General features: G+C 65.1%; 22 protein-coding genes. 9 read left to right on the top strand and 13 right to left on the bottom strand.

Annotated features, from left to right (window positions below; translation table 11 throughout):
- Positions 1 to 333: a heat shock protein HspQ gene (gene hspQ / locus HU230_RS13170; RefSeq protein ID WP_024584048.1), complete on the bottom strand. Its 333-nt coding sequence runs from the start codon at positions 331 to 333 to the stop codon at positions 1 to 3.
- 120 nt (positions 334 to 453) lie between these two features.
- Between hspQ and HU230_RS13165 the strand changes: the two genes are divergently transcribed.
- Positions 454 to 1,407, top strand: coding sequence for an AEC family transporter (locus tag HU230_RS13165; RefSeq protein WP_176531294.1), 954 nt, complete (start codon positions 454 to 456; stop codon positions 1,405 to 1,407).
- A gap of 108 nt (positions 1,408 to 1,515) precedes the next feature.
- Here the strand turns inward: HU230_RS13165 and HU230_RS13160 are convergent, their stop codons facing one another.
- Positions 1,516 to 2,700, bottom strand: coding sequence for a UbiH/UbiF family hydroxylase (locus tag HU230_RS13160; protein WP_176531295.1), 1,185 nt, complete (start codon positions 2,698 to 2,700; stop codon positions 1,516 to 1,518).
- 133 nt (positions 2,701 to 2,833) lie between these two features.
- Here HU230_RS13160 and pcsA point away from each other — a divergent pair, with 133 nt between their 5' ends.
- From pcsA to HU230_RS13145, 3 genes are all read left to right on the top strand, one after another.
- A complete protein-coding gene (gene pcsA / locus HU230_RS13155) occupies positions 2,834 to 3,562 on the top strand; it encodes a phosphatidylcholine synthase (RefSeq protein ID WP_176531296.1) in 729 nt (242 codons plus the stop codon).
- Positions 3,559 to 4,284, top strand: coding sequence for a TerC family protein (locus tag HU230_RS13150; protein WP_176531297.1), 726 nt, complete (start codon positions 3,559 to 3,561; stop codon positions 4,282 to 4,284). The genes pcsA and HU230_RS13150 overlap by 4 nt, the downstream gene beginning before the upstream one ends.
- A gap of 82 nt (positions 4,285 to 4,366) precedes the next feature.
- Positions 4,367 to 5,341: a quinone oxidoreductase family protein gene (locus tag HU230_RS13145; RefSeq protein ID WP_092114426.1), complete on the top strand. Its 975-nt coding sequence runs from the start codon at positions 4,367 to 4,369 to the stop codon at positions 5,339 to 5,341.
- 168 nt (positions 5,342 to 5,509) lie between these two features.
- Here the strand turns inward: HU230_RS13145 and HU230_RS13140 are convergent, their stop codons facing one another.
- Together HU230_RS13140 and rimO are read right to left on the bottom strand one after the other, a co-directional pair.
- Complete coding sequence (locus HU230_RS13140) at positions 5,510 to 6,706, bottom strand: acetylornithine transaminase (protein ID WP_176531298.1); 1,197 nt, start codon at positions 6,704 to 6,706, stop codon at positions 5,510 to 5,512.
- A gap of 237 nt (positions 6,707 to 6,943) precedes the next feature.
- The gene (gene rimO, locus HU230_RS13135; RefSeq protein ID WP_176531299.1) at positions 6,944 to 8,269 is read right to left on the bottom strand and encodes a 30S ribosomal protein S12 methylthiotransferase RimO; all 1,326 of its coding nucleotides are present in this window, start codon (positions 8,267 to 8,269) and stop codon (positions 6,944 to 6,946) included.
- A gap of 118 nt (positions 8,270 to 8,387) precedes the next feature.
- Between rimO and HU230_RS13130 the strand changes: the two genes are divergently transcribed.
- From HU230_RS13130 to HU230_RS13120, 3 genes are all read left to right on the top strand, one after another.
- Positions 8,388 to 8,978, top strand: a complete 591-nt coding sequence (locus HU230_RS13130; protein WP_028332037.1) for an ANTAR domain-containing response regulator — start codon at positions 8,388 to 8,390, stop codon at positions 8,976 to 8,978.
- The gene (locus tag HU230_RS13125) at positions 8,975 to 10,132 is read left to right on the top strand and encodes a CmpA/NrtA family ABC transporter substrate-binding protein (protein WP_176531300.1); all 1,158 of its coding nucleotides are present in this window, start codon (positions 8,975 to 8,977) and stop codon (positions 10,130 to 10,132) included. The genes HU230_RS13130 and HU230_RS13125 overlap by 4 nt, the downstream gene beginning before the upstream one ends.
- Positions 10,133 to 10,383: 251 nt before the next feature.
- A complete protein-coding gene (locus HU230_RS13120; protein WP_176531301.1) occupies positions 10,384 to 10,536 on the top strand; it encodes a hypothetical protein in 153 nt (50 codons plus the stop codon).
- Between the two features lie 74 nt (positions 10,537 to 10,610).
- On the opposite strand, the gene HU230_RS13115 is transcribed toward HU230_RS13120, so the two are convergent.
- The 4 genes from HU230_RS13115 to pxpB all read right to left on the bottom strand — a co-directional run bounded on the left by HU230_RS13115 (position 10,611) and on the right by pxpB (position 13,753).
- Positions 10,611 to 11,033 carry a hypothetical protein gene (locus HU230_RS13115; RefSeq protein WP_176531302.1) on the bottom strand — a complete coding sequence of 141 codons (423 nt, stop codon included), beginning with the start codon at positions 11,031 to 11,033 and terminating at the stop codon, positions 10,611 to 10,613.
- A gap of 151 nt (positions 11,034 to 11,184) precedes the next feature.
- On the bottom strand, positions 11,185 to 11,958 hold the full coding sequence (locus HU230_RS13110; RefSeq protein WP_176531303.1) for a LamB/YcsF family protein: 774 nt from the start codon (positions 11,956 to 11,958) through the stop codon (positions 11,185 to 11,187).
- A gap of 32 nt (positions 11,959 to 11,990) precedes the next feature.
- Positions 11,991 to 13,025, bottom strand: a complete 1,035-nt coding sequence (locus tag HU230_RS13105; protein WP_176531304.1) for a 5-oxoprolinase subunit C family protein — start codon at positions 13,023 to 13,025, stop codon at positions 11,991 to 11,993.
- Positions 13,022 to 13,753 carry a 5-oxoprolinase subunit PxpB gene (gene pxpB, locus HU230_RS13100; protein ID WP_176531305.1) on the bottom strand — a complete coding sequence of 244 codons (732 nt, stop codon included), beginning with the start codon at positions 13,751 to 13,753 and terminating at the stop codon, positions 13,022 to 13,024. The genes HU230_RS13105 and pxpB overlap by 4 nt, the downstream gene beginning before the upstream one ends.
- A gap of 213 nt (positions 13,754 to 13,966) precedes the next feature.
- Here pxpB and HU230_RS13095 point away from each other — a divergent pair, with 213 nt between their 5' ends.
- Together HU230_RS13095 and HU230_RS13090 are read left to right on the top strand one after the other, a co-directional pair.
- Positions 13,967 to 14,665: a ribonuclease activity regulator RraA gene (locus tag HU230_RS13095; protein WP_176531306.1), complete on the top strand. Its 699-nt coding sequence runs from the start codon at positions 13,967 to 13,969 to the stop codon at positions 14,663 to 14,665.
- 23 nt (positions 14,666 to 14,688) lie between these two features.
- Positions 14,689 to 15,093: a (R)-mandelonitrile lyase gene (locus HU230_RS13090; RefSeq protein WP_146985948.1), complete on the top strand. Its 405-nt coding sequence runs from the start codon at positions 14,689 to 14,691 to the stop codon at positions 15,091 to 15,093.
- Positions 15,094 to 15,174: 81 nt separating this feature from the next.
- On the opposite strand, the gene HU230_RS13085 is transcribed toward HU230_RS13090, so the two are convergent.
- The 5 genes from HU230_RS13085 to HU230_RS13065 all read right to left on the bottom strand — a co-directional run bounded on the left by HU230_RS13085 (position 15,175) and on the right by HU230_RS13065 (position 20,223).
- Positions 15,175 to 15,978 (bottom strand): DUF2147 domain-containing protein, encoded by an 804-nt coding sequence (locus HU230_RS13085; protein WP_176531307.1) that lies wholly within the window; start codon positions 15,976 to 15,978, stop codon positions 15,175 to 15,177.
- A gap of 185 nt (positions 15,979 to 16,163) precedes the next feature.
- Positions 16,164 to 16,937, bottom strand: a complete 774-nt coding sequence (locus tag HU230_RS13080; RefSeq protein ID WP_420840863.1) for a transporter substrate-binding domain-containing protein — start codon at positions 16,935 to 16,937, stop codon at positions 16,164 to 16,166.
- A 51-nt stretch (positions 16,938 to 16,988) separates the two neighbouring features.
- Positions 16,989 to 17,648 (bottom strand): hypothetical protein, encoded by a 660-nt coding sequence (locus tag HU230_RS13075; protein WP_176531309.1) that lies wholly within the window; start codon positions 17,646 to 17,648, stop codon positions 16,989 to 16,991.
- Between the two features lie 91 nt (positions 17,649 to 17,739).
- On the bottom strand, positions 17,740 to 19,164 hold the full coding sequence (locus HU230_RS13070; RefSeq protein WP_176531310.1) for an amidase: 1,425 nt from the start codon (positions 19,162 to 19,164) through the stop codon (positions 17,740 to 17,742).
- A 69-nt stretch (positions 19,165 to 19,233) separates the two neighbouring features.
- A complete protein-coding gene (locus HU230_RS13065) occupies positions 19,234 to 20,223 on the bottom strand; it encodes a hydroxyacid dehydrogenase (protein ID WP_176531311.1) in 990 nt (329 codons plus the stop codon).
- Positions 20,224 to 20,235: the final 12 nt, after the last annotated feature.

Here is a 20,235-nt window from a genome sequence, read left to right as displayed (position 1 = left end):
TCAGTTCAGCGACGGGTTGCGCGGACGGTAGCCGCCCGACTTGTCCTTCACGAAGATCTCCGCCACCTGCGAGTGCCGGATCGGCTCGCCGGAATCGTCGGGCAGCAGGTTCTGCTCGGACACATAGGCGACGTACTCGGTCTCCGAGTTTTCCGCGAGCAGATGATAGAACGGCTGGTCCTTGTGCGGCCGCATGTCCTCGGGGATCGACAGCCACCATTCCTCGGTGTTGTTGAACTCCGGGTCGATATCAAAAATCACGCCCCGGAAGGAGAACACCCGGTGACGGACGATCTGCCCGATCTGGAATTTGGCGGTGCGCGCTTTGATCATGGTTCGTCGATAGACCAACATTGTGGCCGATGCTAGGGGCTAAGCCTCGAATTAACCCCGGTTTACCGATTCCAGCCGGGCCGAAACGACCCGAAATCCGGCCGAGAAACTACTTTCAGAATGATCGATATCCTCAATCTGGCGTTGCCGTATTTCGGCTTGATCTTCATCGGCTACGCGTGCGGAAAAGCCAAGGGTTTGCCCGAGAGTGGGCTCGCCTGGATGAATTTCTTCCTGCTTTACGTTTCGTTGCCGGCGCTGCTGTTCGGGATCATGTCGAAGACACCGTTCGCCGAGCTGAACAACCCGCCATTCCTGATCGCCACCACGCTTGGAACCGTGATCGCGTTCTTCCTGGCGATGATCGCGGGCAAGCTGATCGGAGGGCTGTCGCTGCGCGAGGCGACGCTTGCGGGCCTGTCGGGCGCCTACGGCAATATCGGCTACATGGGCCCTGGGCTCGCGCTCGCCGTGCTCGGCACCAAGGCAGCGGCGCCGACCGCGCTGATCTTCTGCTGCGACAGCATCTTCCTGTTCTCGATCGTGCCGCTCCTGATCGAGCTCACCGACCGCGACCATCCCTCGCTGCTGCACGCCTTCGGCGTGGTGCTGCGGCAGATCGTGCAGAACCCGCTGATCATGTCCGCGGTGTTCGGCGCGCTGGTCGCCGCGTTTCACATCCCGATTCCGGTCGCGCTCGACCGCACCATCCAGTTCCTGCAGAACGCCGCCGCGCCGACGGCGCTGTTCGTGCTCGGCATCACCGTGGCGCTGCGGCCGTTCGAGCGGGTGCCGTGGGAGGTGCCGGGCGTGGTCGCGATCAAGCTTCTGATCCATCCGCTGCTGGCCTTCGGACTGATGCTGCTGTTCGGTCCGTTCGCGCAGCCGTGGGCTGCGACCGCGGTGCTGATGGCTTCGCTGCCGCCGGCGCTCAACGTGTTCGTGATTGCACGGCAGAACGACACCTGGATCGAGCCAGCGTCGGTTGCGGTGCTGATCGGCACCTTCGCCTCGGTGGTCACGCTGACCAGCGTGATGTGGTTCATCCAGAGCGGACGGCTGGTGTTTCCGTAAAGCATCATCCGGAAAAGTGCGAAGCGGTTTTCCGAAAAGATCATGCTCAAACAAGGAGCTAAAGCGCGATGACGATTCAAGCTGATCTCGTCGCGCTTTAGACGAACGCTACCGCCGCCATGACGGCGCGAGGCCCTCGCGCATCGCGAGCCGCCGCAGCGGGCCGAAGGCGCCGATCAGATGCAGGCCGGCGGCACGCGCCGTCTGCACGCCCAGGAAATCGCTGAGCAGCGACCGGTTGGCGATGTCGATCGCCCAGGTCCGGCTGGCGACATCGGGTCGCCGCGCCGCCTGGTAGCGCGACAGCACATTTGGCGCGCCGGGATCCTCGCCGCGGCCGATCGCTTCGCCTGCGATCTCGGCGATATCGGCGGCGTCGCGCAGCCCCATGTTGAGGCCCTGCGCGCCGATCGGCGGCAGCACATGGGCGGATTCGCCGACCAGCGCGATCCGGTCCTTGGCGAATTGCCGGGGCCGCTCGATGGCGAGGGGAAACACGTGGCGGCCGCCCTGGACCTCGACGCGCCCGAGAATCGAATGCGACTGCCGCTCGGCCGCTTCGGATAATTCGTCATCGCCAAGCGCCTTCAGCCGTTCGGCCTCCTTGGGCGCCGAGACCCAGACCACGCTACTGCGGTTGCCGCTGAGCGGCACGAACACGCAGGGGCCGTGCTCGGTGTGAAACTCGGTCGAGATGTTCCGGTGCGGCCGGCTGTGGGCGATGTTGAAGGTGAGGGCGGATTGGCCGAGTTCGCGGCTGACCACCTCGATGCCCGCGGCCTCGCGCGAGAGTGAATTGCGTCCGTCGGCGCCGACCACGAGCCGGGCCGATAACGTCTGGCCCTGCCGCGTCACCACGGTGACCGCAGCATCATCCGGTTGCACCGAGGCGGCCTCGTCGTCGAACCGCGTCAGCGCGGCCATCTCGCCGGCACGCTCCTCGAGCGCTGCGACCAGCGAGCGATTGTCGATGTTGAAGCCGAACTGCTCGCGGCCGATCTCGTCGGAGGAGAACCGCACTTCCGGGGCGCGGATCAGGCGGCCGGTGTCGTCGACGAGGCGCATGGTCTTGAGCGCGGCGGCCTTGTCGCTGCAGCGCCGCCAGACGTCGAGCCGCTCCAGGATCTCGGTCGAGGCGCCGAGCAGCGCGGTGGTCCGATTGTCGGCATAGGGAGCGCGGCGCGCCAACAGCGCGGTCCGCGCGCCGGCGTCGGCGAGGGCAATCGCAGCCGTCAATCCGGCCGGGCCGCCGCCTATTACGATAACGTCATAATCCAGGGAGCTGTCGGTCATATCAGGACATTTGACATGCCTGGCCCGATTTTCAAGCCATCGGCAACCACCAAGAGTTTCCAACGATCTGCGCGGCGGAACGCCGCAAGACTGCATATGCAAAGCTGGCCGATTCCTGATAGCACTTCGGCCGATGGAGCACTCGAGCCAGCCGGATGCGTTGCCAGAACGGATGCGGACCGCCGCATTCTCCGTTCATATCTTCACGGCGCTCGGCGCCGGGATTGCACTGCTGGCGATGCTGGAGGCGGTGCGCGAGCACTGGGCCAACATGTTCGCGTGGCTCGGGGTCGCACTGATCATCGACGGGATCGACGGCCCGCTGGCGCGCCGGCTCGATGTGATGCGGCTGCAGCCGAACTGGTCGGGCGAGGTGCTCGACCTGGTGGTTGATTTCGTCACCTATGTGTTCGTGCCGGCCTATGCGATCACCGCGAGCGGCATGCTGCTGCCGCTGGCCGCGCCTATCCTCGGCATCGGCATCGTGGTTTCCAGTGCGCTGTATTTCGCCGACCGCCGCATGAAGGCCGACGACAATCACTTCCGCGGCTTCCCGGCGCTGTGGAATGCGGCGGCGTTCTATCTGTTCCTGCTGCATTTGCCGCCGGTGCTCTCGACGATCGTGGTCGCGCTCCTGATCGTGCTGACCTTTGCGCCGTTCCATGTGCTGCACCCGTTCCGCGTCGTGCGGCTGCGCTGGCTCACGCTGTGGCTGCTTGGCGTCTGGGCGCTGCTCGGCATGTACACGCTCGCCAACGATTTCATGGTCGGAGCCCCGATCACCTTCGGTCTCTGCGCCATCGCCGTCTACATCGTCGGCAGCGATACCCTGATCCGCCGGATGAAAGCCTTCAGAGCATGATGCAATTGATCACCAGCCCGGAAGCCTGGGCGGCGCTGCTGACCCTGACTGCGCTCGAGATCGTGCTCGGCATCGACAACGTCATCTTCCTGTCGGTGCTCGTCTCGCGGATTCCGCAGCCGCAGGCCAACCGCGCGCGGCAGATCGGCCTGCTGCTGGCGCTGGTGTTCCGCATCATCCTGCTCAGCGTCCTGGTCTGGCTGATCGGGCTGACGCAGCCTGTGATCACCATCGAGAGTGTAGCGCTGTCGTGGCGCGACATCATCCTGATCGGCGGCGGCCTGTTCCTGATCGCGAAAGCGACCCACGAGATCCACGGCGAGGTCGAGGCGCGTGACGCCGAGGAGAATGGCACGCCGAGCCCCAACGCGTTCTTCTGGGTGATCGTGCAGATCATCATCATCGACCTGGTGTTCTCGCTGGATTCGATCATCACCGCGATCGGCATGGCGCAAGACATCGAGATCATGATCGCGGCGGTCGTGATCGCCTGCGCGATCATGTACATCTCGTCGGGACCGGTGGCGCGGTTTGTCGCGGAGCATCCGACCACCAAGATGCTGGCGCTGGCGTTCCTGGTGCTGATCGGCGTGGCGCTGGTGGCCGACGGATTCAAATTCCACATTCCGCGCGGCTACATCTATTTCGCGATCGCATTCTCGGCGGCAGTCGAGATGTTCAACGTGCTCGCCAGGCGCAACCGCAAGAAGCCGGCGCGCTAGCCCCGGTTCCAGGCCGCTTGGTTGACAAGCCGGCGCCGATGGCATTCGCTCGTTTGACGCTGAGATCTGAGGGAGCGACGACATGACCAAGGCTGTGCGGGTGCACAAGGTGGGGGGCCCTGAGGTCCTGACCTATGAGGATGTCGAGGTGGGGGCGCCGGGGACCGGCGAGGTCCGCATCCGCCAGCATGCGGTCGGGCTGAACTTCATCGACGTCTATTTCCGCACCGGCCTCTACAAGGCGCCCGGCCTGCCGTTCATCGCCGGCAACGAGGCCGCGGGCGAAGTCGTGGCCGTCGGTCCGGGGGTGACCAATTTCCACCCCGGCGATCGCGTCGCCTACTACTACAACCTCGGCGGTTACGCCTCCGAGCGCGTCATCCCGGCCGACAAGCTGGTCAAACTGCCCGACCATATCACCTATGAACAGGGCGCCGTGCTGATGCTCAAGGGGCTCACGGTCTGGTACCTCCTGCACAAGACCTTCAAGGTCGAGCAGGGCCATCGGGTGCTGATCCACGCCGCAGCCGGCGGCATTGGGCTGCTGGCCTGCCAGTGGGCGCATGCGCTCGGCGCGCATGTCATCGGCACCGTCGGCTCGAAGGCGAAGGCCGATATCGCGCTCGCCAATGGTTGCGACCACGTCATCCTCTACAACGAGGAGAACTTCGTCGAACGCGTCAAGCAGATCAGCCGCGGCGAGCTCTGCGACGTCGTCTATGACGGCGTCGGCAAGACCACGTTTCCGGGGTCGCTGTCGTGCCTGCGGCCACGCGGCCTGTTCGTCTCGTTCGGCAACGCCTCAGGTCCGGTGCCGCCGTTCCCGCTCGCCGAGCTCAACAACCACGGTTCGCTGTTCGCGACGCGGCCGAAGCTCAACGACTATGTCGGCACCCGCAAGGAATTGCTCGAAGGCGCAGACACGCTGTTTGCCGCCGTGATCAACGGCAAGCTGCACGTGCCGATCAACCACGCCTATGCGCTCAAGGACGTCGCCAAGGCGCATATCGATCTGGAGAGTCGGGCGACCACGGGCGCGGCGATTTTGCGGCCGTAGTCTCGCCGTCATTGCGAGGAGCTCGCGACAAAATTGCAAAGCAATTTTTGCGCTGAAGCGACGAAGCAATCCATTCTCGAGGAGAAAGGTGGATTGCTTCGCGGAGCCTGTTAATCCGGCGGCGCTTCGCGCCGGCCGGGTGGCTCGTAATGACGTTTGCAGTCGCCATCACGCCACCCGCCGCGCCGCGCCGACTTTCGTCAGCACGGTATCGAGGCAATCGATGACCGCGGAAATCTCCTCACGCGTCACGTTGAGTGCCGGCATGAAGCGCAGCGTGTCCGGTTGCGGCGAGTTGACCAGCACGCCGGCCGCGAACGCCTCGGCGACGACGGCCGCGCCGATCGGCATCTTGAGATCGAGCGCGAGCAGCAGGCCGCGGCCTCTGATCTCGCCGAGCCCGTGCCGCGCCGACAGCCGCTGCAATTCGCGCTCGAGCAACAGCCCGGCGTCGGTGACCGATTTCAGGAAATCGGGCCGGCCGATCTGATCGAGCACGACAAGCCCCGCGGCGCACATCAGGGGGTTGCCGTTGAAGGTGCCGCCCTGATCGCCGTGATCGAAGCAGGAGGCATGTTCGGTCGCAAGCAGCGCCGCGAGCGGCACGCCGCCGCCGATGCCCTTGCCGAGCGTCATGATGTCGGGCTCGATGCCCGCATGTTCGTAACCGAACAGCTTTCCGGTCCGGCCCATGCCGGTCTGGATCTCGTCGACGATCAAGAGCAGGCCGCGCTGCTGGGTCAGCGCCCGCAACTCTCTGAGGAACGCGTCGGTCGCCGGCCACACGCCGGCTTCGCCCTGGATCGGCTCCAGCATGACCGCGACCGTCGACGACGTGATCAGCTGGCGTACCGACTCGATGTCGTTCAGCCGCGCTTTCCGGAAGCCCGAGACTTTCGGCTCGAACAGCGGCTCGAACGCCTTCTTGCCCGAGGCCGACATGGTCGCGAGCGTCCGGCCGTGGAAGCCACCTTCGAAGGTGATGATCTCGTGCGCGCCGTTCTTGTACTTGGCGCCGAATTTCCGTGCGAGCTTGATCGCGCCCTCGTTGGCTTCGGCGCCGGAATTGGCGAAGAACACCTGATCGAAGCAACTCTTATCGACCAGCATCTTCGCCAGCTTCAGGCTCTGCTCGTTGTAGAATGCCGGGCTCGGCGTCAATAGCCGCCTGGCCTGCGCGGCCAGTGCATCGGCAACGATGACCGGCGAGTGGCCGAGCGGATTCACGGCCCAACCCTGCACGAAATCGAGATAGCGGTTGCGGTTGGAGTCCCACAAATACGAGCCTGCGCCGCGCACGAAGACGACCTCGGGGCGAGCGGTGATGTCCATCAGCGCATCGAACGGATGGGGTGCGTTGGTCATGTCGATCTCCTCTGGGGTCGGTGTGGGAAAGGGCAGGCCGAAAAAGCGAGAAGGCCGCGCTTTGCGGGCGCGGCCTTCTCGAAAACCTTGGCTGATCTAGCTAATCAGCGGTGGCGTCGGACACGGCGCAGCCCAGCATCGTCGCGGGTGCGACGACGGTTGATGGCGCGGCGGTGGGTCCGGTTCAGCTTCATGGCGCAGGGCCATACAGCCGAAGGGCCGGTGGTGTCAAGCGTGTCAGAATCCCGCGACGCTGCCGTGCAGGTCGTATTGGTCGGCACGCTCGATATTGGCGGTGACGATCTCGCCGACCTTGAGCGGGCGGCGGCTGGTGAGGTAGACGGCGCCGTCGATCTCGGGCGCGTCGGCCTTCGACCGACCTTTCGCGACCGTCGGGCCGACCTCGTCGATGATCACCTGCTGGCGGGTGCCGACCTTGCGCTTGAGGCGCCGTGTCGAAATCTTCTGCTGCCGCGCCATCAGCGCATTCCAGCGCTCCTGCTTGACCTCGTCGGGCACCGCGTTGCCGATCGCATTCGAGGAGGCGCCGGCGACCGGCTCGTATTTGAAGCAGCCGAGGCGATCGATCCCGGCTTCATCGAGCCAGTCGAGCAGGTAGGCGAAATCGGAATCGGTCTCGCCGGGGAAGCCGACGATGAAGGTCGAGCGCAGCGTCAGCTCGGGGCACTGCTCGCGCCACTTCTGGATCCGCGCCAGCGTCTTCTCCTGGGCCGCCGGGCGCTTCATCGCACGCAGCACGTCGGGGCTCGCATGCTGGAATGGGATGTCGAGATAGGGCAGCACCTTGCCCTCGGTCATCAGGCCGATCACCTCGTCGACATGCGGGTAGGGGTAGACATATTGCAGCCGCACCCAGGCGCCGAGCTCGCCGAGCTCCCTGGCGAGATCGAAGAATTTTGCGCGCACGCTGCGATCCTGCCACGGGCTCGCGGCGTATTTCAGGTCGACGCCATAGGCCGAGGTGTCCTGCGAGATCACAAGCAATTCCTTGACACCGGCCTTCACCAGTCTCTCGGCCTCGCGCAGCACATCGTTGGCCGGCCGCGACACCAGATCGCCGCGCAGCTTCGGAATGATGCAGAAGCTGCAGCGGTTGTTGCAGCCTTCGGAAATCTTCAAGTACGCGTAGTGCCGGGGCGTCAGCTTGACGCCCTGCGGCGGCACCAGGTCGATGTGCGGGTTGTGCGCCGGCGGCAGCGCGCGGTGCACGGCGTCCAGCACGCTTTCATATTGCTGCGGTCCCGTGATCGAGAGCACGCCGGGGTAGGCGGCCTCGATCTGCTCGGGCTCGGCGCCCATGCAGCCGGTGACGATGACCTTGCCGTTCTCGGCCATGGCCTCGCCGATCGCCGCCAGCGATTCCTGCTTGGCGCTGTCGAGGAAGCCGCATGTGTTGACGATGACGATGTCGGCGCCATCATGCTTGCGCGCCAGCTCATAGCCTTCCGCGCGCAGCCGGGTGATGATGCGCTCGGAATCGACCAGCGCCTTGGGGCACCCCAAGGACACAAAGCTCACTTTCGGCGTGGCGGCCTCTTGCATATCTCTGAATCTGCCTGATTGATGGGCAGGAGCTAGTCCCAATTGCCGAGAATTACAACCCTTTCCGCACCGCCCCGGCGTGATATGGATGGTTCTTGCCGGGCTTTAAGAGTGGTCGATGAGCGCTGAATCGTCTCCCAAGATCGTCATAGTCGACGAGAGCCCGATCCGTGCGGCCATCCTCGAGGAGGGACTGCGGGAGGCCGGCTATACGGACGTGGTCCATATCAGCGAGATGCAGAGCCTGCTGTCGCGGATCTATGCGCTCGATCCCGAGATCATCGTCATCGACCTCGAGAACCCGAGCCGCGACGTGCTGGAACAAATGTTCCAGGTCAGCCGTGCCGTCCGCCGGCCGATCGCGATGTTCGTCGACCAGAGCGACGCCGCCTCGATCCAGGCCTCGGTGGAGGCCGGCGTCTCCGCCTATATCGTCGACGGCCTCAAGAAGGAGCGGATGAAGCCGATCCTCGATCTCTGCGTCTCCCGCTTCAATGCCTTCGCCAAGCTGCAGGACGAACTCGACCGCACCAAGCATGCGCTGGAGGAGCGCAAGGTGATCGACCGCGCCAAGGGCATTCTCATGAAGGTGAAGGGGCTGACCGAGGAAGAGGCCTACGTGCTGATGCGCTCGACCGCGATGCGCGAGAAGAAGAAGATCGGCGAGATCGCGCAATCGATCCTGACGGCGTCGGAGCTCTTGAAATGACCACACCCCTGCACATCGGGTTCATTCCGCTGGTTGACGCTGCCGCCCTGATCGTCGCGGTCGACAAGGGGTTTGCGGCGACGGAAGGCCTCGATGTTACGCTGGTACGAGAAGTGTCGTGGTCGAACGTCCGCGACAAGCTCAATATCGGCCTGTTCGACGCGGCTCATCTGCTGGCGCCGGTGGCGATCGCATCACACCTCGGGCTCGGCCACGTCAAGGTGCCGATCGCAGCGCCCTTCAATCTCGGGCTCAACGGCAACGCCATCACGGTATCGCCGGCGCTGCACGCCGCGCTGATGGAAGAGATCGACGGCGACCGCTTCGATCCGATGGCGACCTCGCGCGCGCTTGCCCGCGTCGTGGCCAAGCGGCGCAAGAGCGGGGCCGAGCCGTTGACGTTCGGCATGACCTTCCCGTTCTCGACCCACAATTATCAATTGCGGTTCTGGATGGCCGCCGGCGGCGTCGATCCCGACGAGGACGTCCAGCTCGTGGTGCTGCCGCCGCCCTACATGGTCGACAGTCTCGCCAACGGCCAGGTCGACGCGTTCTGCGTCGGCGCGCCCTGGAATTCGATCGCGGTCGATCTCGGCGTCGGCCACATCCTGCATTTCGTCTCGGACATCCTGCTCAGCGCGGTGGAGAAGGTGCTGGCGGTGCGCCAGAGCTGGTCGGAGAAGAACGCCGACGTCGTGGCCGCGCTGGTGCGCGCGCATCTGCGCGCCGCGGAGTTCATCGAGCAGCCGGAAAACCGGCCCGAGGTCGCTCGCATCCTCAGCTCACCCGAGCGGCTCGGCGTCGACGCCGGCGTCATCCAGCGCACGCTCGACGGCCGGCTGAAGATCTCGCCCGACGGCACCATGCGCGAAAGCAGTCGCTATTTGCTGGTCGGGCGCGAGGCGGCGGCGCGGCCGGATCCGGGGCAGGCGGCCTGGCTCTACGCGCAGATGGTTCGCTGGGGCCAGACGCCGTACCGGCCGGAGGCACTGGAGGCTGCCATGGCGGTGTTCAGGCCGGACCTCTACGACGCCGCAGCCGGGCGCCCGGCTGGCACCTCCAACGCCATCGGTGCGTTCGCCGGCCCGCCGTTCGATCCGAGCGACGTTCCGGGCCACCTGTCGGCGTTCAAGATCGGGCGCTGGAAGCCCTGAGCGCCGCAGCGGCCACCACCTCCGGCCTTTGCATGGGGTTGTTTTCGAAATTTTCGGTTATTGCGGGCTGGCGTGGGTTCCCGACGCCTCGAATTTGCGACGAATAAGATTCTCGGGCGAACTCGCGAGGCAGAATAATCCTCTCGGAACCGTGTTCCCGAAGGCGGCGGCATCGCTATTTTTGCCACCCGCTTGCATCCGGGCGCGAACGCTATTCCATATGCCCGACAATGGGGCGTTGGAGATCGACCATGCGCGAGCTATCGGCGGAAGCCCGCCTGCATCATTACGCGCGACAAGTTTCGAGGAAGTCGGAGACCGGAATTCACACTGCGGCGCTCTACAGCGCGTTCGCCGTGATCGCGGCCATCGTGTTCGGCACGCTGTCCGTCCACCCGTTCTGAGCCCTTCTGAAAATTCAAAAGCCGCCGTCTGATGTCCCCAGGCGGCGGCTTTGTGTTGTCTGGATGCTGACGGCTCAGTAGCCGTAGCCCGGTCCATATCCGTAGCCGTAGCCATATCCACCGCCGCAAGTGTTGCAGGTCGGCTGGACCGGCGCGTAGTAGGAATAGCCCGGCGAGACCATCTGGGTGCGTTCCTGGGTGGCGTATTGCGGCGCGATGCGCTCATAGGCGACGCCTTCGGGCGCGACCATCACGGTCTTCGGCACCATCACGGTACGATACTGCGCCGGCGTGCGATGCGCGATGACGCGGCCCGGCGACACCATCACGGTCTCCTGCACGGTGCGATACTGCGGCGGCACGGTCTGCACCTGATAGCAGGTCGTGCAGGGCTGGGGCGGCGGCGCATAGCAGCTGTAGCAGCCGGCGGAGGCTGCGCTGGTGAAGGCGGCCGTGGCAACCGCCGCAATTGCGAGGGAGAGGCTGGTGCGGAACATGCTTTCGTACCCAATTTCCTGAGAGGACAATCAAAGGCTCGGAAGCTGCACCTAGCAATCAAACCGGCAAGTTTGGGTTTAAGAAGACTCTTAACGGAATCTAAAAGGGTCGGCGCGACGGCCGGCCCTTTTCAATCGATGCGTTGGCGGCTCAGTGCGCGGTCTTGAACGGCGCAACCGTGATGCCGGCCTTGCTCAACGCCTCGCGCAGGCCGCGCGCAATCTCGACGGCGCCATGCGTGTCGCCATGGATGCAGACGGTATCGGTCTGCATCTTGATCACCTTGCCGGTGACCGAGACGACCGCGCCATCCTGCACCATCCGCACCACGCGCTCGGCGATCGCCTTGGGATCGTGCAGCACCGCGCCGGGCTTCTTGCGCGACACCAGATTGCCATCGTCCTCATAGGCGCGGTCGGCAAACACTTCGCGCGCCATCCGCAGATTGGCGGCTTCGCCCGCGCGCACCAGCTTCGAGTTGGCGAGCACCACGAAGATGAGATTGCGGTCGACCGCCTTGATCGCATTGGCGATCGCCCGTGCGGTCATGTCGTCCTCGCAGGCGACGTTGGAAATCGCGCCATGTGCCTTCACATGCGTGACCTTGTGACCGGCCGCGGTTGCGATCGCCTGCAGCGCACCGATCTGATAGGCGATCAGGTTCTCGATCTCGGACGATGTCAGCCCCGGCATCGGGCGGCGGCCAAAGCCATGCAGGTCGCGATAGCCGGGATGGGCACCGACGCTGACGCCGCGCGCCTTCGCGAGCTCGACGGTCTTGCGCATGATGTCGGCGTCGCCGGCGTGGAAGCCACAGGCGACGTTGACCGAGGTCGCAAGCTCGATCATCGCGGCATCATTGCCCATTTCCCAGGGGCCGAAACTTTCGCCGAGATCGCAATTGAGGTCGATGGTTGCAGTCATGACGATCGATCCGTTCGTTGTTCGTATTTGATTCAGGGTAGCGCAACTTGCCAGGTCGACACATCGACGGCGCTGACGGCCTGACCCGCGACATTCGCATCCCGCAGCGCCTCGATGTTGAGACCGAAATCGTCGATGCCGCGGAGGCGATCGGGCAGGGAATGCAGCAGCGCGTGGAACTTGATCGCCTCGGCCTGCGCTTCCGCCATGGTTACGGCCTTGAAGCGGAACGGCCGGCCGGCCGAGGTCTGCGCGAAGCGGCCAAGATCGGCCGTGATCACGGTCGCGATCTTTGGATAACCACCGCTGGTGCCGCGGTCCGGCATAAGCACGATCGGCTGGCCGTTGCCAGGCACCTGGATGCTGCCGTTGACGGTGCCGTCGGAGACGATGTTGTGGCCGTCGCGGTGCTTGATGACGGCCCCTTCGAGCCGGTAGCCCATGCGGTCGCTGGTGGCCGAGATTTTCCACTCGCTGTCGAGGAACAGCTGCTTGTTTTCCACGGTGAACTCGTCGCCCTGCGGGCCGAACACGATGCGGATCGGCGCATCGGTGGCGGCCGGCAATTCGATGCGGCGCTCGGCGGCGCCGCTCGCAGCTTTCGTCTTCAACTCGTCGCCGCTTTGCAGCGGCCGCGGGTAGGGGCTGCCGAGCCCGGCCCGGGCGTTGACGGCGAGGCTGCCGAACATCGGCTCGCCCTCGATGCCGTGCTCGATCGCGAGATAGCTGAACGAGCCGCCGCGCGCAAAACCGAGATTGAGCGTCTCACCGTCGGCGAGCGTTGCCGAACTGTCGAAGGCGATCGGCCGGCCACCGATCTCCGCATTGCGCGATGCGCCGGCGAGCCCGACGCGCACGGCGCCGCCGCGTGCGGTGAAGGTGGCGCCGAACGGGCCGATCTCGACCGCAGCGGCGAACGGTTCATTGCCGACCAGCGTATTGGCGGCCGCCAGCGAAAGCCTATCCATCGCGCCGCTCGGCGTCAGGCCGTAGCGCTGCGAGCCCGGGCGGCCGCCGTCCTGTACCGAGCTGGCCGGGCCGATCGAGGTGACGACGAGCTTGCTCATGGTGCCACCAGTTCTGCGATGAACTCACCGGCCTCGGCGGCGCGGTCCTGTTCGGCAAAGGTCTTGGCATCCACTGCCGTGAAGCTGACGGCATCGCCCGGCTCCAGCAGGAAGGTCGGATCGCGATGCAATTGGTAGGTTCGCACCGGAGTGCGGCCGAGCAGGTGCCAGCCGCTCGGGCCGGCCAGGCACTGTACGCCGGTCTGGATGCCGCCGATCGAGATGGTGCCGGCCGGGGTCACGAGCCGGGGCTCCTTGCGCCTGGGTATATGCAGGAACTTGTCCAGCCCGCTGAGATAGGACCAGCCGGGCGTGAAGCCAATCATGGCGACGCGGTAGTCGCCGGCGGCGTGGCGCGCGACGATCTCATCGGGCGTGGTCTGAAGTGCCTTCGCCACATCCTCGAGATCGATGCCGTGCTCGCCGCCATAGGTGATGGGGATCCGCCAGCGCCGCGTTCCGCCTTCGGTCGGCGGTGCCTTGGCGGCGCGCGCAAGCAGCTGCTCGCCGAGCGCATCGAAGGTGATCTGCACGGGATCGTAATGCACCAGCAGCGACCGGTAGGTCGGCACGGTCTCGGTGATCCCGGCGATCGGCTCGGCTGCGATCACGCGGTCGAGCGCGAGCACCCGCCGGTTAGCGGTGTCATCGATGGTGCGGCTGAATTCCACCGTGATGGCGCTGTCGCCACTCGGCAAAAGGCGGGGAAGACTTAAAGGTTCGGCCATCGGCTCAAGCAGATTGGGTCGGCCATCAAGCTAGCGTGTTTCGACTCAAAACGGAATTCGCTTCGTGCAAAATGGTGTAGCAACTTCAATAAATTAATCGGCGTGCTGGCGATAAATTCAGGTGATCGCAGCTTTTTCGCGCAGCCCTTGACGCAGGGCCTTCGCCCGGCAACATGCGTCAGTCTTTTCCTCCCATCGGAGCAAGCTTTCCAGATGTCACTGTCCGCCGAAGCGATCGCGACGCTGTCGCACGTGTCCACCGCCACCATCACCACGGTCCTGCTCAAGAAGGGCCTGCGCAACATCTGGATGCGCGGCACCAAGCCCTTGAAGCCTGGGCAGAAGCGGCTGGTCGGACCGGCCTTCACGCTGCGCTTCGTGCCGGCCCGCGAGGATCTGGCGACGCCGGAATCCTGGTCGTCGCCGATCTCGACCCGTACCGCGATCGAGGCGATGCCAGCGGGCTGCATTGCCGTGGTCGATGCCATGGGCATCGCCGATGCCGGCATTTTCGGCGACATCCTCTGCGCGCGCATGGTCAAGCGCGGGGTGACGGCGCTGATCACCGATGGCGTGGTGCGTGACGTCGAGGGTGTGCTCGGCACCGGCCTGCCGGTCTGGTGCGACGGCTACGCGGCGCCGCCGTCGGTTGCAGGTCTGACCTTCGTCGGCTGGGGCGAACCGATCGGCTGCGGCGGCGTTGCCGTGTTTCCGAACGACGTGGTGGTGGCCGACCAGGACGGCGCGGTGCTGATCCCGCAGGCGTTCCTTGACCAGGTGCTGGCCGAAGGACCCGAGCAGGAGCGGATGGAAGCCTGGATCGTCAACGAGGTGAACAATGGCGCCCAGCTGCCCGGCCTGTATCCGATGAATGCCGAGACCAAGGCGCGCTACGCCGCAACCAAGAAATAACGTCAAGAGAGGGAGGTAACCCCATGGATATCCACGTTTCCGGCTCGCGGCCGACCCGCCGCGCGCCGAAGGAGAACTTCACCGGCAGCGTGCTGCAGGACCCGATCAACATGGCGCCGGCGCCGGCCCGGCTGAATGCCTCGCGCGTGTCGTTCGAGCCCGGTGCGCGCACCGCCTGGCACACCCATCCGCTCGGACAGACGCTGTACGTGATCTCGGGCATCGGCCGCGTGCAGGCCAAGGGCGGGCCGATCCGGGAAATCCGCCCCGGCGACGTCGTCTGGATCCCGCCGAACGAGAAGCATTGGCATGGCGCTTCGCCCGACAACAGCATGACCCACATCGCCATGCAGGAGGCGCTCGACGGCGTCTATTCGACCTGGATGGAGCACGTCACCGACGAGGAATACAACGGCAAGGTCGGCTGAGCCGGCGTTGCTGAGCCACAAGAAAAAAAGCCCCGCTGATCGAGCGGGGCTTTTTGATTCCGGACCGCGATTTCGCGTCGCTCAGTTCACCCGCGTCCATATCTGGCCGCCACAGAACATGCCGCCGAACGCGCAGCCCTGGACACGCAGCGTGTCGGGGCTCTTCAGGGCGATGGTGGAATCGTAGGTGCTGCCGCTATTGGGATCGAAGATGCGGCCGCTCCATTTGTCCTTGCCCGGCTTCATGTTGATCAGCACCTGCTCGCCGTTGGCGTTCGATGCCTTGTCGACCGAATAGCCGCAGAGATTGGCGCCGCATTGCTCGATGCGGACCTTGCCTTCCTTCTCTTCGGTCAGCCAGACGCCGAGCGGCGAGTTGGCTGCTTGTACGGGGTTCGCCGCTGGCTTGGGCGCGGGCGATGCGGCGCCGACCGTCGGCGCTGGGACCGGCTTTGCCGACGCTGGCGCGGCGCTTTGTTGCACAGCTGGCGACGCGGGTGGTGGTGGCGGTGTGGTTGCTACCGTAGCCGGAGGTGGCGCAACGCTCGTGTTTGCAGGCTCTGTCGTTGTTGCTGGCGACGCTGGCGCCGCGGCCTGATCAACGGCAGTCGAAGAGGGTGAGGCAGCGGCCGCGGGTGGCGTGACAGGCATGGACGGAGAATCCGTTTTGGCGTCCTTCGGAGCCGTCTCGTGCTTCTGCTCGGCGTCCCTGTGCTTGGCGCGCTTGGTGCTGCGGCCGGTATTGTCATAGACGCCGGGGATCGAAACCGTTCCGCGATCGGGATCGATGCGAATGGTGCGGCCGCCGTAATCGAACGTGTATTGCGCCTGCGCTGTCGCCGTGCTGGCCAGCACGAGCGTGGCGATCGCCAGAAGCTTTCTCATCTCGACCTCCAGTGCAGGGAATCCCGTTCGCGAGGCTATTTAGTAGGCGCCTCGCTGAACGTGCCCCAAATCACGGTCAGAACATGAGTCGTGCCCTCGCACCCTAGGTTCAAATCACTGGATTGCGATCGGATTCAGGCCGTGCGCATCAATTTGCGGCCGGCGAGCAGTGAACCTGACGCAGCCTATTCAAACCACACGGCATAGATCTTCGCGTAGCTGCCGTCTTCGTGCGCGATATGGAGCCACTGGTCGACAAACGCCTTCAACGCGACGTCGCGCTGCATCCAGTAGGCCTTTTCCGCGAAGTCGAACGGCTTGTCGGGATGCACGGCGCAGAGCACGCCGGGATGCAGCTTCTGCTGATAGCGCGTCTCGGACGCGTCGGTCATCATCAGGTCGGCGTCACCCTTGGCGATCTCGTCGAAGATTTTAGTGTTGTCGTTGAAGACACGGATGTCCGCGGCCTTCACGTTGGCGCGCGCAAAACGCTCGTTGGTGCCGCCGGGATTGACGATGACACGGGTGCCGGGCTTGTCGATCTCGGCGATCGTCTCAAACTTGCCCTTGTCGGCGCAGCGCGCGATCGGCGTCTTGCCCTCGCGCATGATCGGCGTCGAGAACAGGCCCTTCTTCTGCCGGTCGAAGGTAATGGAGACGCCGCCCATCGCGATGTCGAAATTGTCGGCCTCGAAATCCTTCATCATCTGCGGCCACGATGTCGGCACGAACTCGACCTTGACGCCGAGCGCCTTGCCGAGCGATTGCGCCATGTCGACGTCGAAGCCGCGAAACGCGTTCGTCTCCTTGTCGAGCGCCGTGAAGGGCAGGTAGTCGCCGGTCATGCCGACGCGCAGCGTGCCGCGCTTGACGATCTCATCGAGCCGGGACGGCGCCGGCTGCGCTTGCGCGGCAGAAATGAGCAAAGCGAGAGCGAGGCCGGCCAGCGCGCGAAACATCAAGTTTTCTCCATCCGCCTTTTTGCGATGCCCGTGAGCACGTATCGCGTGTCAGGCCTCGTGGCGGTCCTTGCTCGCCTGAAGGGCGGCCGCCGTACGGCTGACGATCTCGTGCTTGAAATGCTCGAAGCGGCGCCGCGCTTCGGCCTCGCGATCGTCGACGAATTTGATCGCGGCGTCCCTGTCCATCGGGCCGTTGACCAGCGGGGTCGATCCTTCGCCGACGGTCTCGTCGACATAGTATTGGGCGCCGTCCTCGCGCACTGTCCAGCGGAAGCGCAGCGCGGCCATCGGGCCTGGGCCGGACTTGTAATAGCCATTGGCCTCGATCGGTTGGGGCGGCTGGATCGGCTCTGGCTCTGGCACGCTCGGCTCGGGTTCACTCAGCTCGGTCTCACTCGGCTCAGACTGTTCGACCAGTAGCTCGGGTTCCTCGATCGGCGGTTGCTCGACTGTCGTCGGCTCGGCAGGCGCGCTCTCGACGGACACAGTCTTGATGGACACCGCTTCGACGGTGACGACCTCGACGGACGATGGCAGGGGCGGTGGCATCGCTATCGAGACCGGCGGCTCCTCGGCAGGCTCGGATGCCTTGTCCGCGGCCTTGTCGGACGACTTGGTGTCGGACGACTTGGACTTGTCGGGAGGCGTCGTCGTCTGATCGAGAATGCTCGCGATTGCGGCGAGCGCATTGTCGGTCGGGTCACTCACGGTTCGGTCTCCCAAGCATGACGCCGGCGGAATCGTGCCGGCGCCCTTCCTATCTACCTGATTGGACTACCCTTTGTCCCGCCCGATTGAGCTAGGCGCAGACCGGCGGATGCCGGTCCTTCCAGGGACGAGCCTGTTCGAGCTGGCCGGCCAGGCGGAACAGCAGTCCTTCCTCGCCAAGCTTGGCCGCGAACATCATGCCGAGCGGCAGGCCAGCCTTGTTCCAGGCCAGCGGCACCGACATTGCCGGCTGCCCGGACATGTTGAACATCGAGGTGCCAGGCATGTAGCGGCGCAGCACCGGCGCGATGTGCGTCAGGTCCTCGGACATCGTGTTCAACTCGCCAATGCGGAGCGGCGGCGCGCACAAGGTTGGGCTGAGGAAGATGTCGCAGCCCTCGAAGAAGGTCGCAAGCCCGCGCGAGATCTGGAACGCCGCAAGCTGCGCAGCGACGTAGTCGGCGGGGGTCATCTTGACCGAGTTCTGACCGCTGGCGAGCGTCAGCCGCTCGACATCGTCCGACGTCAGCGTGCGCCCGACGCGCTGTTCGAGCACGCGGATCGTCAGCGCCGTGTTGCCGCCGACGATCGTCGTCATGACCGCGGCGGGATCGGCGGCAAGTGGCGGCGCACGCTCCTCGACATGATGGCCGAGGCCCGCCAGCAGCTTGGCAATGTCGCGGACCGCTGCGGCGATCTCGGGATCGATCGCATCGCCATAGGGCGACTTGTCGGTAAAGCTGATGCGCAGATGGCCGGGATCGCGGCCGACCTCCTGGGAAAACGGCCGCTCCGGCGGCGGCGCGACGTAGAGGCTCGACGGCTCAGGACCATGGATCGCATCCATCATGACCGCGCTGTCGCGGACGCTGATGCTCAGCACATGGCCGACGGAGAAGCCGCCCCAGCCCTCGCCGCGATCGGGACCGCACGGGTTGCGGGCGCGCGTCGGCTTCATGCCGAATACGCCGGAGGCGGAGGCGGGGATCCGGATCGAGCCGCCGCCGTCGCTGGCATGCGCAACGGGCAGGATGCGCGCGGCGACAGCAGCCCCCGCGCCGCCGGACGAGCCGCCGGAGGAATGATCGAGATTCCAGGGATTGCGGGTCGGGCCGAACAGGCGGGATTCCGTCGTCGGCATCAGCCCGAATTCCGGGCTCGCGCTCTTGCCGAAGATCGCAAGACCCGCATCGAGGAAACGCTGGGTCAGCGTACCGTTGTGATCGGCGACGAAGTCCTTCAGCAGGCTGGCGCCCGACGTGGTGCGGGTGCTCTCGAGCAGGTCGAGATCCTTCAGCAGGAACGGTACGCCGGTGAAGGGGCCGTCAGGCAACCCTTTGGCGATCTGGCGCTCGGCGTAGTCGTAATGCTTGACGACAACTGCGTTGATCTTCGGATCGACGGCGGTCGTGCGCGCAATCGCCTCGTCGAGCAGTTCCTTTGCCGTGACGTCCTTGTTGCGGACGAGCTCGGCGAGACCGACCGCGTCGTAGTTGCCGAATTCCTTGAAAGCCATGTGCGTGCTCCGCATCGCCGGGCCGACCTCGGGGGATCGGCCGCGGTGCAAACGAGAAGGGCTGAAAGCTCAGCCGAGGACGTCCTGATTGATCACGTTCTGGCGCAGCGGATTGCCGTCCAGCACGCTCAGGATATTGCGCGCGGTCTGCTCGCTCATGCGATCGACAGCCTCTACCGTCACGCCCGCGACGTGCGGTGCCATGATCACATTCGGCAGGGCGTGCAGGGGCTGGCCGACCGACGGAGGCTCGACCTCGAACACGTCGAGGCCGGCGCCGGCCAGCTTGCCCGACGCCAGCGCGTCGTGCAGCGCCTTCTCGTCCACGATGCCGCCGCGGGCGGTGTTGATGAGATAGGCGGTTGGCTTCATCAGCCTGATCCGTGCGGCGTTGAACAGGCCGACCGTCTCGGGCGACTTCGGGCAATGGATCGTGACGAAATCCGCCCGCGGCAGCGCTGCTTCGAGGCTCGGCACCGCCTCACAGCCGGCCGCGGTGATCTCGCCGGCCGCCTTGTAGGGATCGTAGACCAGCACGTTCATTTCCATCGCAAGGCAGCGCTTGGCGGTGCGGGTGCCGATGCGGCCGAAGCCGACGATCAGGACCGTCTTGCCGTAGAGGTCGAACGGCAGCACGCCGAGCCGGCTCGCCCAGGTGCCTTCCTTGACCATCGCGTGCATTTCCTGCGCGCGCTTGGCCAGCGTCAGCATCATGAACAGGGCGTGCTCTGCGACCGACGGCGAGTTCGCGGTACCTGCGACCATCAGCGGCACCTTGCGGCGGGACAGTGCCGGCACGTCGACTGCGTCGTAACCGACGCCGATCCGGGTCACCACCAGCATGCCCTTGGACGCCTCCAGCTCCGCCTCGCCGAAGCGGGTCGCGCCGAGCGCCACGCCATGGACCGGCGCATGCTGCTCCAGCATCGCCTGGAAGTCCTTGGCCGAGATCAGGTTGGGAAATTCGACGAGTTCTACATCATCCCGTTCATTGAGGAGGGCCCGTGCCCCCGGAGACAGAGTCTGGGTGATGAAAATCTTCTTCTTGTTGGTAGCCATTTCCTGCCCTTG

Origin of the sequence: Bradyrhizobium quebecense (assembly GCF_013373795.3) — a bacterium.
GTDB lineage: Bacteria > Pseudomonadota > Alphaproteobacteria > Rhizobiales > Xanthobacteraceae > Bradyrhizobium > Bradyrhizobium quebecense.
The sequence above is the reverse complement of the archived record's forward strand: the minus strand, read 5'-3'. Positions and strand labels throughout refer to the sequence as shown.